16 protein-coding genes and 1 pseudogene are annotated in these 17056 nt (G+C 67.5%); 5 read left to right on the top strand and 12 right to left on the bottom strand.

The features are described 5' to 3' along the window. Nucleotides 1–76: 76 nt before the first annotated feature. The 4 genes from LGI35_RS35880 to LGI35_RS35865 form a co-directional block, all read right to left on the bottom strand. Complete coding sequence (locus LGI35_RS35880; protein WP_227298425.1) at nt 77–232, bottom strand: hypothetical protein; 156 nt, start codon at nt 230–232, stop codon at nt 77–79. Further along, nucleotides 229–1353: a radical SAM protein gene (locus LGI35_RS35875; protein WP_227298424.1), complete on the bottom strand. Its 1125-nt coding sequence runs from the start codon at nt 1351–1353 to the stop codon at nt 229–231. The genes LGI35_RS35880 and LGI35_RS35875 overlap by 4 nt, the downstream gene beginning before the upstream one ends. 403 nt (nt 1354–1756) lie before the next feature. Next, nucleotides 1757–2269, bottom strand: a complete 513-nt coding sequence (locus LGI35_RS35870) for a DUF6415 family natural product biosynthesis protein (RefSeq protein ID WP_227298423.1) — start codon at nt 2267–2269, stop codon at nt 1757–1759. Beyond that, entirely contained in the window at nt 2262–2795 is a 534-nt protein-coding gene (locus LGI35_RS35865; RefSeq protein ID WP_227298422.1) for a hypothetical protein, read from the bottom strand. The genes LGI35_RS35870 and LGI35_RS35865 overlap by 8 nt, the downstream gene beginning before the upstream one ends. Before the next feature lie 218 nt (nt 2796–3013). On the opposite strand from LGI35_RS35865, the gene LGI35_RS35860 reads away from it, so the two are divergent. From LGI35_RS35860 to LGI35_RS35840, 5 genes and pseudogenes are all read left to right on the top strand, one after another. Continuing rightward, the gene (locus tag LGI35_RS35860; RefSeq protein ID WP_227298421.1) at nt 3014–4300 is read left to right on the top strand and encodes an NsdA family TPR-like regulatory protein; all 1287 of its coding nucleotides are present in this window, start codon (nt 3014–3016) and stop codon (nt 4298–4300) included. Further along, a complete protein-coding gene (locus LGI35_RS35855) occupies nt 4297–4836 on the top strand; it encodes a GNAT family N-acetyltransferase (protein ID WP_227298420.1) in 540 nt (179 codons plus the stop codon). The genes LGI35_RS35860 and LGI35_RS35855 overlap by 4 nt, the downstream gene beginning before the upstream one ends. A 130-nt stretch (nt 4837–4966) precedes the next feature. Further along, nucleotides 4967–5119, top strand: a pseudogene (locus tag LGI35_RS35850) (IS5/IS1182 family transposase); the annotation flags it as partial. Nucleotides 5120–5202: 83 nt separating this feature from the next. Further along, nucleotides 5203–5376, top strand: coding sequence for an ATP-binding protein (locus LGI35_RS35845; RefSeq protein ID WP_227300776.1), 174 nt, complete (start codon nt 5203–5205; stop codon nt 5374–5376). A 183-nt stretch (nt 5377–5559) separates the two neighbouring features. Then, on the top strand, nt 5560–9102 hold the full coding sequence (locus LGI35_RS35840) for an nSTAND1 domain-containing NTPase (RefSeq protein ID WP_227298419.1): 3543 nt from the start codon (nt 5560–5562) through the stop codon (nt 9100–9102). Here the strand turns inward: LGI35_RS35840 and LGI35_RS35835 are convergent, their stop codons facing one another. The 8 genes from LGI35_RS35835 to LGI35_RS35800 form a co-directional block, all read right to left on the bottom strand. Next, on the bottom strand, nt 9103–9405 hold the full coding sequence (locus LGI35_RS35835; protein ID WP_227298418.1) for an NIPSNAP family protein: 303 nt from the start codon (nt 9403–9405) through the stop codon (nt 9103–9105). 103 nt (nt 9406–9508) lie between these two features. Continuing rightward, nucleotides 9509–9937 (bottom strand): hypothetical protein, encoded by a 429-nt coding sequence (locus LGI35_RS35830; protein ID WP_227298417.1) that lies wholly within the window; start codon nt 9935–9937, stop codon nt 9509–9511. A gap of 212 nt (nt 9938–10149) precedes the next feature. Continuing rightward, nucleotides 10150–10611, bottom strand: coding sequence for a hypothetical protein (locus tag LGI35_RS35825; protein WP_227298416.1), 462 nt, complete (start codon nt 10609–10611; stop codon nt 10150–10152). A gap of 2 nt (nt 10612–10613) precedes the next feature. Continuing rightward, nucleotides 10614–11111: a hypothetical protein gene (locus LGI35_RS35820; RefSeq protein ID WP_227298415.1), complete on the bottom strand. Its 498-nt coding sequence runs from the start codon at nt 11109–11111 to the stop codon at nt 10614–10616. A 28-nt stretch (nt 11112–11139) separates the two neighbouring features. Continuing rightward, nucleotides 11140–12432, bottom strand: coding sequence for a hypothetical protein (locus LGI35_RS35815; protein WP_227298414.1), 1293 nt, complete (start codon nt 12430–12432; stop codon nt 11140–11142). A 71-nt stretch (nt 12433–12503) separates the two neighbouring features. Beyond that, nucleotides 12504–12932: a hypothetical protein gene (locus tag LGI35_RS35810; RefSeq protein ID WP_227298413.1), complete on the bottom strand. Its 429-nt coding sequence runs from the start codon at nt 12930–12932 to the stop codon at nt 12504–12506. A gap of 30 nt (nt 12933–12962) precedes the next feature. Next, complete coding sequence (gene mycP / locus LGI35_RS35805) at nt 12963–14300, bottom strand: type VII secretion-associated serine protease mycosin (protein WP_227298412.1); 1338 nt, start codon at nt 14298–14300, stop codon at nt 12963–12965. A 1808-nt stretch (nt 14301–16108) separates the two neighbouring features. Next, nucleotides 16109–16657: a hypothetical protein gene (locus LGI35_RS35800; RefSeq protein WP_227298411.1), complete on the bottom strand. Its 549-nt coding sequence runs from the start codon at nt 16655–16657 to the stop codon at nt 16109–16111. Nucleotides 16658–17056 lie beyond the last annotated feature (399 nt).

Raw genomic sequence — 17056 nt, 5'->3', positions numbered from 1 at the left:
GGACCCGGGGGCCCGCCGAGAAGCGGGCCCCCGGGTCTAGAATGCGGTGCTGCGTGGTCTGGGCGGCGGTGCCGGTCTAGTAGGGGTTGTCGTCCCCGGCGTTGCAGCTGCACTTCTCGCTCTCGACGATCGTCTCCAGGTCGTCGACGAGGGTGATCACGCTGCTCTTCACCGGGGCGATCTCGACGGGCACGGGCCCGGTCGCGGGTCGTTCGGTCGTGGTGGCGGTCATGTCGGTACCTCCAGTTTCGGGTGCTGGCAGTACATCTGCAGTGGTGCCTTCGCCTCCTGGTAGAGCTTGGCGAGCGGCCTGCACACCCGGCAGGTGCCGGACAGGGCGCAGCCGGAGCAGCCACCGGTGCGAAGCATGAGGCGATCCGCGATCTGGCCGAGGCGGCTGAGGCCGTCGACGCCCTCGGTGACGAGGTCGATCTGTTCGTCCCGGCCGACCTTGCAGATCGAGGTGCGGCCGTGCGGATCGGAGTGGAAGAAGGTGTGGCCGGCGTGGCAGCCGCCGAACGGCTTGCGTTCGCGCAGGTGGTCCTTCGACTGGGCGGGCAGTGAGTCGGCGCCGCCGTAGATCGTCGGGGACATGTTGGAGAACACGTGGTACGGCAGTCCCCACTGCTGGGCCATGCCGATCATCTGCCGCTCCTCGTGGGCGCAGCTCTCCGTGATGATCAGGTTGAGGGACAGGGCGAGCCCGGCATCCAGCGCGGCCTCGACGCCGCGCTGGAACTTGCGGAACGATCCGCGGCGCTTGGTGAGCCCGTCGAAGGATTCCTCGGACGCCCCGTAGACACTGACGGTGATCCGGTAGGGCCGCTGGCCGGTGAGCAGGGCGATGTTCTCCGGCTTCCACATCACCGAGGCGTTCGTGCTGACCGACAGCATCATGCCCAGGTCCCAGGCGTACCTGTAGGTCTGCGCCCACAGGCGGTCGATCATCGGTTCACCACCGGTCATCTGGAGCCAGACGACGCCGGCGTCACGCATCGCGATCAGCAGCTTCTCGCGGTCGGGCCAGTCCAGGCCGGCGAAGCGCTTCTGTGCCAAATAGCAGTGAGCACAGTCGAAGTTGCAGCCCAGGTTGAGCTCGTAGGAGGCGCGGCAGTAGCCGTAGCGCGATGCCTCGCGGACGAGGACCGAACCATCCATAGCCCGTCCCGCAAGGTGCACACCCCATGCCTGCTGGGCCGTGTCGGCGAGCCACTGCGGTGCTGTTCCGCCCCGATTCACGGTGTCGCGCAGCTCCTCATACATCGGCGCCGGGATCACGGCGCCTCGCTGCTGTCCGGGCCGCAGGAGTAAGTGCTTCTCCAGGAACGGCGCTACCAGAACCTCATAGGTCATCAGGGATCCTCCTGGGGGTGTAGGCGGACGAGCGACTTGGGTTGGGACCCGCGCCCCGGCCGTGCGACGGGGCGCGGCACGACCGGAGGCGGGAGTCGGGACACAGGGATCGGGCGCTTCGCGACGAAGTAGGCGCGGGCCTTGGCGGTCAGACGCTGGATGCACGGCTCGCAGGCGTAGAGCGGTGCGGCCGGGCCGTCCCACTGGACCGGGCCAAACCAGAGCACCGGGACCCGGGTGCGCTCGCACCACAGCCAACAATCGCCTGTGACCAACTCGCGTTCCACGATGGTCCCTTCGTTGCGTCAGTACTGGCTCCGGCCGCCCCCGTCAGGGCACGGGGCGAATGGCGGCCGGAGCCTCCTCGGAGACAAGGCGCATAGCCCCGAGGGGTCTTGGAAAGTCACTCACTGGCAGGGGCTGGCGACGGCAGCCGCTGCCTGTCGGTCAGGGGTCTGAGTCCGTAGCGCGCGCGGCAGGACACGCAGGCGAAGAGGGAGCCGCCCGGGCCGCTGCCGGCCTCGATGACCTGGATGAGGCGCGGGTCATCGCCGTAGTCCTGGCACCAGGTACACAGGATGCGGCCCCCACCGACGGACACGACAATGTTGGCCAGGAGCCGACAGACCGTCGCGAGGTGGTCGACATGCCACGTCGCGTCTACGAACTTCGGAGGACTGCAGGTCCGGTCGAGAAGGCGAAGCGTCCAGCCGAGGATCCGGGTGATCGCCTGCCGTTGGACGTCCAACTCTTCCGGGAGGCTGCCGAGGATGTCCCGCGTCTTCGGCAACAGGGACTGTGCCCACTCACGCAGCTGCTTGTCCCACTCGGCTGCCTCGCCTGCCGTACTGAGTGCGGGCACTCTTGCACCGAGGATGCGCAGGATCTCAACGGGTTCGGTTGCGTGGTCATTCATCGTCGGCTCTCTCCGCCGCGGCTCGCTTGAACCTGCCGTAATCGATGAGTTGCCTGACCGCGTGCGGGGAGCAGAGATCGCCAGGGCCGTCTATCGGCACGACCCAGTGGCAGCGGGCCTCACTCGGATCGTCGCGGCCAGGGCGTGGCACACCGAGGAAGGAGTTCCCACCGAGGCACTCGGCGTCAGGAACGGCGTTGTTCCGCCAGACGGGGCGCCTCGACGTGCTTGCCGGCACGAGGGCGTAGAAGCGGCGCGAGGACTGGTCAGCGAAGACGGGGCCGCGCAGCACGTGCGACAGGTAATCGCCCACCGCCGCCGGCTCGTCGGTCCCCACAGCTGCATAGACGACATCGGCATGGATGCGGACGGCCGTGAAGATGCCACCGCAACGGAGCACGGCCAGGCCGGATTGCGCCCATTCCGCTCTCGCGGCATTGGCCTTCGGGGCAGCCGCCAGGAGCCAGTGCTCGGCGGCGAGTGCTCGGTCTTCTGCCGTGTGCAGAGTGGCGCTACCGACGGTCACCGGTGTTCTCGCCGAGTTTGGGTTGCTCATGACTCTGTCCCGTCCACGCTGGAAGGAGGTCGCGCGGCCGCTCGCACTGAGGGACGGCCTACGACCAGACAACCCCCTTACGCAGTAGGCCGGTTAGGGTGAACAGAGAGACATCGGGCGGATTACCCTAGGGCGATTTGACCTTTCAATTACCTAACGCTCACGGACCCCAGCGCTACTGTGCGTGAATGGACGCCACGCAGAACGAAGCACTGACGGCGTGGATGGACGAGCACGGTTACAGCTCCAACACCCTTGCTGAGGCAGTCAACGAGGCCATCGAGCGACTTTCCGGGCGAACCGGCGGCCTGGACGGTTCATCAGTCCGGGACTGGAAGGCGGGCCGGGTCCGATGGCCAAAGTCCCTCACCCGCGCCGGCCTTGAGACCGTTACCGGCTTACCCGTCACCGACTTAGGGTTCGTGCCGCGGGGTCGGACAACGCCCACGCCTACCCCACCGCAGGAGGATCCCGACATGAAGCGCCGTACCCTCGTCGGCGGGGTGGCCGCGACTGCTGCCGCCGCAGCAGCAGCACCCGGCATTGCAGCCCCCCGCCGTATTGGCATGGGCGATGTCCAGCGACTGCAAAGCCGGTTCGCCGAAATCATTGCCAGCGACCACCGCCACGGCGGCCAGCTCGGCACCGAGGAGCGAGCCACCTCTCTCGCCAACGAAGCGCTCACCCTCCAGAACGCCGGCAGTGCCACGCAACGCGTGCGCAGCCACTTGTACGCGTCCGCGGCCGGTTTCCGTTCCTCCGCGATGTGGGCCGCTATCGACGGTCGCCGCTACAGCGAAGCCATCACGCACATGCGCGAGGCTCAGACGCTCGCCGAAATGTCGGGCGACCAGGCGATCAAGTTCCGCATCTGGAGCCACGCGGGCACCATGTACCGGCACATGGGACGCCCGGCCGACGCCCTCGCCGCAAACGACGTCGCCCGCGGGCTGCACATCACGCGCCGCGACCCACTATTCGCATCCCTCGGCCTGGCCCGTCAGGGCGCCATCCTCGGCGTAGCGCAGAACCGCACTGGCGCCCGCCTCGCGTTCGACCAGGCACAGGACGCCATGGACCGAGCGACCCCAGATGCCCACCGTCCCGTGTGGCTGGTCGCCTTCTACGACCAGGCGGAGCTGGATTCCCTCGCACTTTCCGCGTACCTCTCGCTCGGGCAACACCAGACCGCCGAGTTCCACGCACACCGCTGCCTGTCTGCTCTGCGCCCCCACATGCGCCGGTCGCGGGCCATCACCACAACCCGCCTCGCACACGCACAGCTCGCACAGGGCGACGCAGACACCGCCACGGCCACCGCCATCTCCGTCCCCGCCGACGCTGCCACCCAGCACGCCCGGGTAACCCGCATGCTCCAGGAGTTCGGAGCAGGCTTGCGCGCCACCGCTTCGAACAGCTCCACTGTTCAGATCTGGACCACGCACACTCGCGAAGCCTGGAGGACCACGGCATGACGACGGCACCCGCTATCGAACTCCGAACCACTACAACCCTCGAGCCGGTCCGCGGCGACCTGCTCAACGTGTACGCCGCCGTCCGCGCCCCACTCCTGCACCTGCCGAACTACGCCGTCACCTCGTTCGGTGAGCGCCTGGACAGGCACGGCGACGAGCCCGGGTTCGTGGCCGTACTCGCCTATGCCGGCGGCGAGCCGGTCGGATACGCCTACGGCAACACGATCGAGCACGGCGACCGGTACTGGCAGCGAACCAGCCCCGAGCCGACGGAGAAGTACACCCAGCACCCCGCCCTCGCCCTCAAGGAGATCGGCGTCGTGCCTGCATGGCGTGGAACCGGGACTGCGCTGCGCATTCATGACGCGCTCCTCTCCGCCCGAGACGAGCCTCACGTGACACTCATGGTGAACTCAGCGGCCGGCGACGGAAGGGTCCACGCTCTCTACCGGTCCTGGGGGTACGAGGACATCGGACAAAGCCAGCCATCGGCCGCTTCACCGGTACTCACGGTGATGATCCGCGCCATCCGCTGACCCTCGCACAGATTTGGCAGGAGGCAGCCCCGCCCGCCTGGGTTCACGCGGGACGGGGTTGTCAGAACGAACGCACCGTACCGCCAGGACTGACAACAGATGTGAAAGGAACTCGTTGACGCGGCCGTGATTCGGGATATCGAAGTCAACGGCGCACCGGCGGTTCCTGATCTGGTCCCGGGCAGGTGTGCGGGGCCTGCACGAGGCGATCCTGCACCGGTTCAACGACGCCAGCCTGCTCGACTTCTCCGGAGCGGTCGACTCCGCCCATGTGAGGGCGAAAGTCAGCGACCTCGTGACCAACTCCGTTGTCCACGCGTCGAGTTCGCCGGACATCTCTCCGTCCTCATCGAGTACGCCGGGGGCGTGCACATCGCCGTACGCGATACGAGCCCGGGGCTCCCCGCGCCGAGTATTGATCTGTCCGGCGACGCCGAGTGCGGCAGAGGCTTGATCCTCGTCGCCGCCCTCAGCACGGCCTGGGGTACGACCGTGTACAGCAGCGGCGACAAGGTCGTCTGGGCGAACCTGCCCCTCTGATAACAGCATCTGGAACCCGCGCGTGTCCGGTTCCTTCAAGGGCTGTTGAGATTGTCTGCCTGACCGCAGATGATGTTCTACGGGCCTCGGACATCGAAGCCGGGACGTGGTGACGGCTGAGTGGGGGCGGGAAGTGCGACGACGGCGTAGTGACCAGCATGCCGGTGTTGCATGAGAAACCGGATGCAGTTGCTGCTGCAGGTCATGCTGGTGCTCGTCGCCAGTCTGCTGGGGATCGTCACGAACTACGCGACCAACGAGGATGACGCACCGTGGATGTTGCACACGTTGCAGCGCGTTGCCATCCCCGCGATCGGTCTGTTGATCGTCACGATGGTGATCGTCCAGGTTGTGGTGTACCGCCTGGAGAACCCGGCACCGCCACCGACCTCTTGGCCACGTGATCGCGCTCCCTACCCCGGCCTGGACGCCTTCACCGAGGACGAGGCCCCGGTCTTCTTCGGCCGACGCGACCAGTCCGAGGACCTGACACGGCGTCTGCACGAGGCCCATGAGCGGCCCACCGACAGGTTCGTCGTACTCGCGGGCGCCTCTGGCAGCGGGAAGTCGTCTCTGGTGCGGGCGGGTGTGATGCCTCGGCTGCGCACCCGTCGCTGGTCGGTGCTCCCGGCCTTCTCGCCCGGCCCGAATCCCATGGGTGCCCTGGCTTCCGCACTCGCCTCCACCCGCACGGACCACGAACCGATCAGTGCCATCCTGCGCCGCCTGCGCAGCGAGCCCGGCGCGCTGCTCGCCGAGTTGGCGCGACTACGAGGCGGCAGATTCCGCCAAGTTCTCCTCGTCGTTGACCAGTTCGAGGAGGTCGTTACGCTCGCCGGGCAGCGCGAGCGCGAGGAGTTCCTCGACGCGCTGCGGGCCTGCGTCACGCACGATGCACGGGTGCGGGTCCTGGTGACGTTACGCGTGGACTTCCTAGGCCAGCTGCTCGCCGGCCGTCACGCCGGACTCTTCGAGCATCCGATCACCATCGGCGCGCTCAGCCGCAGCCAGCTTGCCCAGGCGGTGGAGCAGCCGGGCGCGCTGATGGACCTCGCGTTCGCCCCCGGCGTCGTCGATGCCATCGCCAACGAGGTCGGAACCAATGACGCGCTGCCGCTGCTCGCCTACCTGCTCCAGGAGCTGTACTTCGCCTCCGGGCCGGGCGAGACGGTCACCGAGGAGCTGTACCTCCGCCACGGCGGTGTGGCCGGCGCCCTCGCCCGTCAGGCTGACTGCACCGTGGCCGAGCTCGGCTCCGCGAACATCGGCATCGATGACATCCTGGGAGCGCTGCTGAAGTTCGTCACCGTCCAGGGACAGGAGGTAGCCCGCCGCCGCGTCCCGCTGGACGAACTGATGGCGCAGGAGCGGCACGTCGTGGACGCCTTCATTGATGCCCGCCTCCTGGTCTCCGACGCGGACACCGGTGAGTCGCCGTTCGCCCAGGTGGCCCACGAGGCGCTCTTCCGTCAGTGGGCGCCATTACGACAGGAGGTCGAAGCCCGAACCGATCAATTGCGACAGCGTGCGGAACTGGAACGCTGGGCTGAGGACTGGGAGCGATCCGGTCGCAGCAACGACTACCTCCTGACCGGCGAGCGACTCGCCCGCGCGCAGGGCTGGCTGCGCGCCCTAGAAGAGGGTGGCCAGGTCTCCCCCGCCGCGCAGTCACTGGTGGAGTCTTCGCAGCGGCGCGATCGCACGTTCCTGGAGCGTGTCTCAGAGAGCGTCGGGCAGCGTGCGCTCGACACCGTGGAGCAACACCCCGAGCAGGCATTGTTGTTGACCCTGACAGCGGTGGCGGAATGTGCATCCACGCCGACAGCCCGGCGGGCACTGATGACCGCGCTGGCATTCAGCCATCTACGTAACCAACTCGCCGTGCACACCGACACCGTCCGGCATGTCGCCTGGTCGCCGGACGCCCGCATGCTGGCCACAGCGTCACGTGATGGCACTGCGCGTCTCTTCGACGCCGACTCGGGTCGATGCATGAGGGTTCTACCTACCGAGGGCGGCGTCATGGTCGAAGGCGTGGCCTGGTCACCGGACTCCGCGCAGGTTGCCACGATCGGCCGCGACCACGTCGTACGGCTTTGGGACACCATCACCGGAGAGCCGCTACAGCTGCTGACTGGCGCTCGCGACATCGGCCGCCAAGTCGCTTGGTCTCCCAACGGGCGCTGGATCGCGGGCACCTGCCGCGACCGCACAGTGCGCGTGTGGGACGCGGCCAACGGCGCCCTTGTCCACGAACTGCACGGTCACACCGACGACGTGTGGGGCGTAGCCTGGTCTCCCAACAGCACGCGGCTGGCCACCGCCTCCCATGACCAGACCGCCCGCGTGTGGGACCTGGCCACCGCATCGGTCGCGGAGACGCTGACCGGCCACTCCGATTTCGTCGAAGGCATCGCCTGGTCCCCCGATGGCCGGCGCATCGCCACCGGCTCCGGAGATCACACCGTGCGCGTCTTCGACGCCGGCACTGGCGCCCTACAGCTCCTGCTCCGCGGCCACACAGACTACGTATGGAACGTCGCTTTCTCCCCCGACGGCCGGTACATCGCCTCGGCCTCATCCGACCGCACCATACGCATCGTCGACGCGCAGGACGCCAAGGTCATCGCGATCCTACGCGGGCACACAGACACCACCTGGGGCGTGTCCTGGTCACCGGCCGGAGACCAGCTCGCCACCAGCTCCACCGACTCCACAGCACGCGTCTGGGACCTGCGCCCCCACGGAGCCGAACACCGGCTCCTCGACGGACACCGCGGCCCCGTGAACCAGGCTGCTTGGTCCCGCGAAGGCACCCGCATCGCCACCGCCTCCGACGACCGGACCGTACGCGTCTGGAACGCCGCCACCGGCACAGCCACCGAGCTGGCAGCCGAGCAAAGGGACCGTGTCTGGAGTACGGCCTGGTCGCCATTCGACGACCGCCTGGCCCTCAGTAGCAACGACGGAACTCTCCGAGTCCTCCATGCCGATCGCACCACCGACCTCGTGCACCAAGGCTCCGTGGTGGAGTGCATGGCTTGGGCCCCGGACGGCACTCGCATCGCCACCGGTGACCACGACGGCACGGTGGCCATCTGGTCAACCCCCGCAAACGGCAGGGCACTTGCCCCGATCGCCAGCCTGACCGGACACCAGGACTGGATCAGCCGCATCGCCTGGTCCCCCAGCGGACGCCTGCTCGCCAGCGCCTCCGACGACCGCACCTGCCGCCTGTGGGACATCACAGAGAGCCGTCAACTCACCGTCCTGCGCGGCCACGACAACTACGTCGACGACGTCACCTGGTCCCCCGACGAAACCCGCGTGGCCACGGCATCCGGAGATTGGACGGCCGCAGTGTGGGACGTGACCACCGGCCGGCGCATCGATATCCTCAAAGGACACGAGGGCCGTGTGCGCGGTATCGCGTGGTCCCCCGACGGTCGTCGCATCGCCACCGCCTCGGACGACCGCACCGTACGCATCTGGTCCGCGGCCACTTTCGAGGAGGTCGCCATCGTGGGTGTCCATCAGGACAAGGTGTCCTCCGTCGCCTGGTCCCCCGACGGCACGCAGCTGCTCACCGCCTCCTTCGACGGCACTGCGCGGATCTGGCTCGTCTCCCCCGATTTCGACCACTTGGAAGCGACTGCCCGCGGCCGAGTCTTCCGCATCCTCAACGACGACGAGCGGCGTCAGCACATGCTCCCTGCCGCCCCGTGATCAGAGTTGCATGGGCTCGACCATCCGGTCATCGGTGGACACCAGATAGTCATCCGGGTCAAGGTCCATTGCCTTCCGCTTCGGCGAGGCCCAGTAGAGGGCGTTGCGCTCGGCGAACGACTCGGGACCTTCGTAGGCAATCAGCCACACGAACTGATTCCGCTCCCGGTCAACCCAGGCTCCACCGATCTCAAAGCCCAACTCCAGGCGTAGCGGCAAGATTTCTTCCCTCCACCGCGCCACCCACTCATCGAGGAGGCCCTCCTTGACCGTGTAGGTGCGCAGCTGCGTGGTCCTGGGCATGCAGGCTCCTCCAAGTCATCGACAGTGGCATCTTACGAGCGGACGACGATCAGCGATCAGTGTTGACGGAGAACCAGGCTCTGCTGGACGTCGTGCGGGACAGTCACGGTTTGTGCGTTCCTCGCCACGTCCAGCCAGCCGTAAGCACGACTTTCTGCAGCGGGTCGCGCAGGTCGTTCGAGTCGAATCTGAATTCGTCAACGCGCTGGCGACGGCCGTCAGGGCCCTTCTCGTAGTGCCCCCTCCAGGACTTCACACGGGTTCGCGGTCCTTTGCCTTTCATGCGCGCTACGACACGCTGGGGTGGGTCACCGGCCCGGGTCTCTTCCCGCACGTCGGCGCAGACCCGTACCTCGTGGGTCGCCCCGTCCAGACGCATGCGGAACTTGAATGTCCGCTCGACCTGTCGGCGTGCCATCCCGCTGCCCCAGGCCGGCTCGAGCATGTGCCACTCCGCCACCACGTCGGCCTTCTCCTCCGCGAGCGCGGTGCGCACGCGGTAGGGCTTGTTCGGGCCGTTGAGCGCGAACATGGCTGCCTCTACGTGGGAGCGCGCCAACGGCTCGACACCCTCGTCCGGGTATCTGGTTCCCGTCCGCCAATCCTGGAAGCGGCCCACTGCTGGTTCTCCTCCTGCGCGCTCGGGTGCGCGGTGCGAACGAAGTTCTCGAAGTCTTCGAGGACTTCGTGGTGCTGTTCTGTGGTGGATGTCAGCGCCGCTGTCCGCGGGCGGTTCCCCCATCGTCAGAGCCTGAACACCCCCCGCCAGGTCCACCCGGCGCGCAGCACCGTGCCCTCCAGGGGGTTTGTCATCTCTCGGGTGTCGAAACGGAACACCTCTACCCGTTGTTTACGGCCGTCGGGTCCCGTCACGGTCTCTCGCTGCGGGTACACCGCAGGCGCGTGGCCGCGTCCGTACTGCCCGTTGGCGTTACCTGCGGAACGGTTCTCCCACCGCTCGTGGATCACGCGAACCTCATGCTTCTCTGGGACCAGGCGCATGCTGGTCTTCAGCCTCACACCAACCCTCTTGATGTGGCACTCCGCCACCAGGTCCGCCTTTTCTCCCTGCTGCCCTTCACGCACGTTGTAGGGCACGTCCGGGCTGTTCAGTGCAAGCAGCGCGTCGCGCAGGTCTGCCTCAGGCTTCGGGGTGACAAGGCCATCGGGGATCCTTGTGCCGGTCCATTTACTCAAAAGGCCCATGGCTATGCTCGCGTCCCCGTGTCGGAGTGAATTGTGCGGATGAAGTCCTGGAATTCCCCCAGAACCTCGTCGTGCTGAGCCGCGGTGGCGGTCAGTACCAGCCGGATCACTACGCGGTTGGCTGGATTCTCGATGTCGGGCAGAGACAGGTACGCCTGTGTCTGGACGAGGTCGTGATGTGTGCCGTTGACGGTGGTGGAGAACGCCAGCCGCTGAGTCAGGGCGGGGGCGTCGGCGGGTCCCACCTCGCGGCGGTGTTCCACAATCACCGGCTCGATAACCTCGCGCAGGCGCTCGACCGACTCGTCCGCGATGTCCGCCAGCGTCGATGCCTCGGGAAGCACCTCGCCGGCGACGGTGATGTTCGCGGCGAATCCGGCATCCGGCTGCGGATGCACCGCCGCAAAAGCCACCTCCTCGGCCTCGGCCGTCTCCGGGCGGGCGGGAAGCCAGCCCTCCGGCAATCGGAAGTCGATCGGGATTGGCAAGGGTGTGGGCATCTCCTGCCCTCCTTCCTAAAGGGATGGATCAGTCAATCCAGCCGGTGACGGTGTCCTTGAGGGAACTGGCCCCGTCGCCGATGGCCTCTGCTCCGTCGCCCACCGCATCGGCGAGATCGCCAGCGGATTCACTGAACTTGTGCGGATCGACCGTGATCTCAAGCCCAACCGCCCCGCCGAGTATGGGGGAGGCGCCGGCCTTGCCCCCAAGATGGAACTCGCCGTTGTCGTCTTTCTTGTAACCCCACCACGCTTCGGCACCGGGACCGGCCCAGCCCTCGGCGGTCCCGCCGATGCCGATCCCGGCGACCTCGAAGCCCCCGGCTCCGGTTACCTTGCCCCCTGCGAATGCCTTCGCGCCAACAGTGAGCTCGTCTTTGGTGGCCTTGGCGTTGACGCCCGCTTCAGCACCCACGAAGCCCTCGCCCCGTGCATACCCGCCGACCCAGGGGCCGTACTCGGCGCGGCCTTCGGTCAATCCGCGTACTCCCGCGGATACCTCGGCCTTGCCGACGATGCCCTTGTTGTTGAATCCGTAGTTCGCGGTGGCCCGACCGCCGCCGTAGATGTCAGCGATCCCTGAGAGCGTCAGGTCTCCCTGTGTCAGCGTGCCCTTGGCGGTCTCGTGGAAGGCGTCGATGTACGCCTTGAGTGAGCCTTCCTTGCCGTACTTGGGGCCGGTGACCGTGAACCCCATGTGCGGCCACCCGTCAGTCTTGGTGTGGGGATCCTTCTTCTTGCCGAGGTACTGGTCGATGTCGCCGTGGGCCTGGCCGTTGAAACCGTTGGCGGTGCCGTCAAGGGGGTCGCCGTCCACCACCACCGACTGCAGGGCGGTCTGGACGTCCTTGTCGGCCGCGTCCGCGTCCTTCACGCACTGGTCAATGACCAACTGCCAGGCGCTGACAGCTTTGTGGATGCTGCTCTGGTAGTCAGGGTCGTGGACCATCGCGCTGCGCTCAGCGTCGGTCAGGTCCGTCGTGTCGAAGGACACCACCCCTTGGTCGGAGACCTTCATCCCTGCCTTGATGGCGTCGTCGCGAACCGATTCGAGTTGCTTGCGCAGGCTCGTGAACCCGGTGTGTGCGTCGCGGAGCAGAGAGGCGACGGCCTTCGCCTCCGTCTGAGCTTTCTGGAACTCCTTGAGGGTGACGTCGAAGCGCCCGTTGGCTGCCTGCGCGCTGAGCCCCGTCCAAGTGTTGCCCATGGAAATGCCGTGCACGTCACGGCGGTACGCGCTCTCCAGGTCATGGAACCTCTTAGTCGCCATGCGCTCCCACTGGTCGGCGGCCGTGGTGAGCGTGGACAGGTCGGTCGTCATGATCTCGTGGTACGTCGGCATGGGTTCCCCGTTGGATGATGCAGCGGCGTTGTCCGCCGGAACGGCTGGGATCAGAACGTGTCGAGAGAAGACGAGGAGCGCACCCCGGACCCGACCCCGACATCCGTTCCGGTCAACGTGGTGTTGCTGCCGCGCAATGCCGTCTTCTCGGAGGACAGCCGGCTCATGAGGTGCTGCACCTGGTCCCCCCACGCCTTGTGGGCCTTGCTCATCGCGTTGGACGTGAGCCACCCATGCCCGTCCTTCGGCCCGAAGGCCTTCACGACGCCTTGCGTCTCTTCGTCGGCCGCATCGCCCGCCTCCTTGGTCTCGGGCTGGATGTGGTCCTCGATAGCCCGTGCGGCCGCCTTCTTCTGCGCCGGACTCGACGCGAGATCCGGCTGTCCGCCGCGGGCGGGCCCTTCACCGGCGGGAGTCTGGTTCAGCCGCATACCGACCGCACCGTCCGGCGTGTGCTGTTCCCCGTTCGAGTCCGTCACGAAACCCGCCCCCACTCGATCCACGTCATGTCACGGCCTACCCGTGTGGTTGGTGTCCTGATACGGCCACGGCTGCCCCTGTCCCGGCTGCGGGCCTGGGTGAGGCGGCTGCGCCCATCCGTGCTGCGGCGTCGGCGGCACAGATGCGGTTAGGGCCGCGCGGCGCCTGTCGTTACGCACGGCGAGCGCCCCACCGCCAGCGCCCATCAGTACGAGCGCACCCACGCCCGCCAAGATCCACGGCAGGGCCCTCGATTCGTCACCGGAAGCCGCCGCAGGTGACGCCGACGCGCCCGTGGACGGCTTGGCGCTGGCACCTCCCTGCGCCGCTGCTGAGCCTCCCGGCTTATAGTCCGGCAGCGGGTACTCATCGGCCGGGCCCGGGTTCCCGGGGTCGGTGAGAGCGATCCGGGGACGCACGGCGCCGTATCCGATGGAGTCGGTGCGCTCCTTGCCGCTGACCGGGCCGCTCGCGGTGTTCAGCAGGACCCGCAGGACCTGGTTGTTCGTCCAGTCCGGATGCTGCGACCAGACCAGCGCAGCAGAGGCCGAGGCGAGGGCGGTGGCGTCACTGGTGCCGTGGGACTCACACAGCCCGGTCTTTCCGGTGCAGGCAGCGATCATGTCTGCCCCGGGGGCAACCAGATCGACTTGCGGTCCCTGCTGGGATTCCTTCGTCTTCTTCATGTCCTTGCCGATCGCGCCGACACCCACCACACCCGGCGTCGCGGCCGGGTACTGCAGCGGATTGGTCCCCGTTCCGAGGTTGCCCACGCCCGCGAAGATGAGCTTGTTCTTGGACAGCGCGTAGGCGACGGCCTTGTCCAGCTCCGACGAATTCCAGGTGCTGGCCTGGGAGATATTGATGACCTGAGCGTCCGAGTCGGCCGCGTAGCGGATGGCCTTGGACATGTAGGTGGGATAACTGTCCTGATTGCCGTCCTTGCGGGCGTTCTCGATGAAGTCCGGGACCCGGATCGGGAGGATCTTCGCCCCTGGAGCCAGGCCGTACGAGCCCGTCGTACTCCCCCTTGCTCCGGTACCGGCGATCAGGACTCCCATGCTCGTGCCGTGACCGTCGTAGTCCGAGTGCTCGTCGCCGGGATGACGGGAATAGTCCTTGCCCGGCAGGATCTGCCCGCGCAGATCGGCGAGATCCGCGTCGACTCCGGTATCGACGACAGCAACAGTGACGCCCTTGCCGGTGCTGGTCTTCCACATCTGCTCCGCGCGCATGGCATCCAGGTACCACTGCCGCTCACGCACGGTCTCCGCGTACGCGGGGGTGACTGCGATGCCCGCGAGCACGACGCCGGACAGGGCCGACGCCAGCCGAAGTCTGCGGACCTGCTTGGTACGGGTACCCATGGTCATCCTTCGTTGTCGTGCCTCGTCGTCGGGGGCATGCCCGGGAGACGCAGCGGGGGCTGCGGGGGCGCGGCCTGCTCGGGCTCTGCTTCCGCCCTCGCTGGTCGCTCCCCGCGTGGACGCTCCGCAGAAGTCTGTCGAGTCTCATCCTTACGGGCAGCAGTTGAGGAGCCACGAGCGGGTCCACGGCGCTGCGCCTCTGCGGCACCGCTGTCCGCTCCGCGTGCGTCTCCTGTTCCCGTGGTCGTCGCCGACGGCTGCCGCCGCGTCTTCGGCTGCTGAGCCTGTCCGCCGAGGACGCCGTCGGAATGCGCGGGCATGCGTGCTCCGGCCGATCCGCTCCCGCGCGCGCTGCTAGGGCCAGCCGCGCGACCAGGTGTCGCCTCGGTCCGTGGTTGGGTCGAGCCGCTGCCACGTAGACCAGGTGACTGCTGGGCCGGGGAACCGCCGACGACGGTGCCCCGAGGAATCGCACCTGTGGCGCGCCCCGTCTGCGGTGACGCCGGACGGCCACCTGCGATCCCGTTGGCCGGGCGTCCCGGGCTCGTGCTGCTCGGCCCCCGTACCGGCGATGCGGTGCCGCCCTGCACGCCCGGAATCCCCGGCCGTGCCGCCGCTGGAACGCCACGTCCGGGTGTACCCGTCCTCGGCGCGCCCGCTGCTCCCGGCGTGGAGCCCGCTGGTGCACTCAGCGGCCCACGTGGGCCAGAGGAGGACGGCACGCGGCCATTCCCTACCCCGCGCTGCGGAGCAGTGGAACGGCCCGCGCCTCCGAACATCGGCGACGCTCCCGGCGGCGGCGCGCCGAGGCCCGAGGTTCCCCCGGGCAGTGCAGACGGCGGCGATGTTGGCGAGGACGGCGCCGCCGTAGGACCAGTAAGGGACGGAAGGGTCCCCGCTCGGTCAAGGGAGGTACTCGTTCCGACCGAGGGCAGATCTCGAACCGGCCCTGTAACATGGGCGGTTGGGGCGGTGCTGTGCTGATGCCCGCTCGCCAACGAGGCGCCACGAGACGCTTCACCAAGCGCGGCAGCACCTACCGCGGCAACGCCCACTCCTCCTACCGCAGCCGCCGTCCCGGTGTTCGACGAGTCGCCGGTGGACATGGAGGCGTCCTCAGCGCCATGAACGTCTCTGGGCACGAACTGCTCCGGCAGCTTCGGGAACTCCGGTGCCTTCAACGCCCCGATCTGCTCCGTCGACGCCGAGTACGACTGGGCCAACTTGATCATCAACTGGGCTGCCTCGGCCCGGTCGTTGTCGTACTGCGTCTTGGCCGACTTCACGGAGGACTCCGACGGTCCGCCGTCGTGGTTCCCGACATCCGTCGCCTTGACCGCGTGCGCGTCCAGGATGGCGCTCGCCGAGGCACTGGAATTCTTCAGAGACTCCAGCTGCGGCTTGACCTCGTGCAAGGTGTCCGCCGCATGCCCCAGCCACTTCCCGGCGGACTCACTGTAGTCGCCCAGACTCAGCGTCGTCAGCGCGGCGTGGTCGATCCACTTCCGAAACGCGTCCCCGCCCTCGCCGTCCCACTCGACCGACGTGCTGTGCGTCTTCAGGTCGTCGCCGATACTCTTGATCGTCTTCGCTGCCGCCGTCAGCAGCACTCCGAGATCCGCAGCCGTCGCGCCGTCCGCCGGCTCGACCATCGCCCACAACTGCTCCGGGGTGTGCACGATGAAGCGGTACTGCTTGGCCATGCCCCACAGGTGAGAGCCCAGCTCACTCATGCCTCGTACCCCCCTTCCACGGTACTGATCTCAGTGTCGAGTGCGGCCGCGGCCTCGTCGCCAAAGCGTGACCCGTCACAGGCCACCCGCCTCGCTGTCCGTCGCCTTCGGCATGGGCTCGCCACCAGACGCGCCACCCGAACCACCATGGTCCGAACCCGGCGCCGCCTTCGTACCTGGGCCCACCAGTGCGTCTGCCTGTGTCCGGATGCGGCTCAGGCGCGCACGTATGTCATCGTCGAGATTGCCGTAACCCGCTTTCGACGCATCGACCGTCACAACCAGGCCCTCGATCTGCAAGGCCAGCATCTTGGACAGGTTCTCCAGTTGGCTGTGAACGTGCGTGTAGGCGGAGTGCAGCGCGTCCGCCTCATCGAATGCGCCCAACCGTCCGGCGGGCAAGGCCCCGTTCGCGATCGACTTCGGCGCTGCCTTCGACTTCTCCAAATTCCTCAACAGCTCATCGACCCTGCGCTTGAATGCCGAGAGCGTCTCACCCTCGACCCGCATAGCCTGCGCCACAGCCGCACCGCCGGCCGCAAGAAGCGACGCAGTCAAACTCCCCGCTGCCGCGCCGACTCCGGCCGCTGCCGACTGCGGCGCATCCCCCGTGCCGTCGGACACGATCTGACCCTCCCCGTACAACCCGCCCTCGGCAGGCGTCCAGTCCCGCCGAGGCTCTTCGTGATGTTCTCATCTGTAACAGATGCAACCTGAGCACGATATCCGGGCCCTACATCCCCTGCAGAGCCTCAACGGGTTCAGGCACGCGCAGTGGCCGAAAACGGCCGACATCTCAAGCTTCAGGAAGTCCGAGAACCACCAGCACGAGACAGCACGGCCCACGCGATTCCGCAGGCCAGCTGGATGGTAGAGGGCTCTGCACGCTGCTCTGGGTACCCATATCCCTCGCACTCACCGACATGGTCAGCGCGGGCGTCCGACGCCGTTTGGCGGCTTCTCACCGTTCGTGGAACCGCTCGTCGTTCCCACTGAACTTGCAGTCCGTAACGCCGTCTCGTC

Origin of the sequence: Streptomyces longhuiensis, from assembly GCF_020616555.1 — a bacterium.
Taxonomy (GTDB): domain Bacteria; phylum Actinomycetota; class Actinomycetes; order Streptomycetales; family Streptomycetaceae; genus Streptomyces; species Streptomyces longhuiensis.
This window is presented reverse-complemented; position numbering and strand designations above follow the sequence as displayed.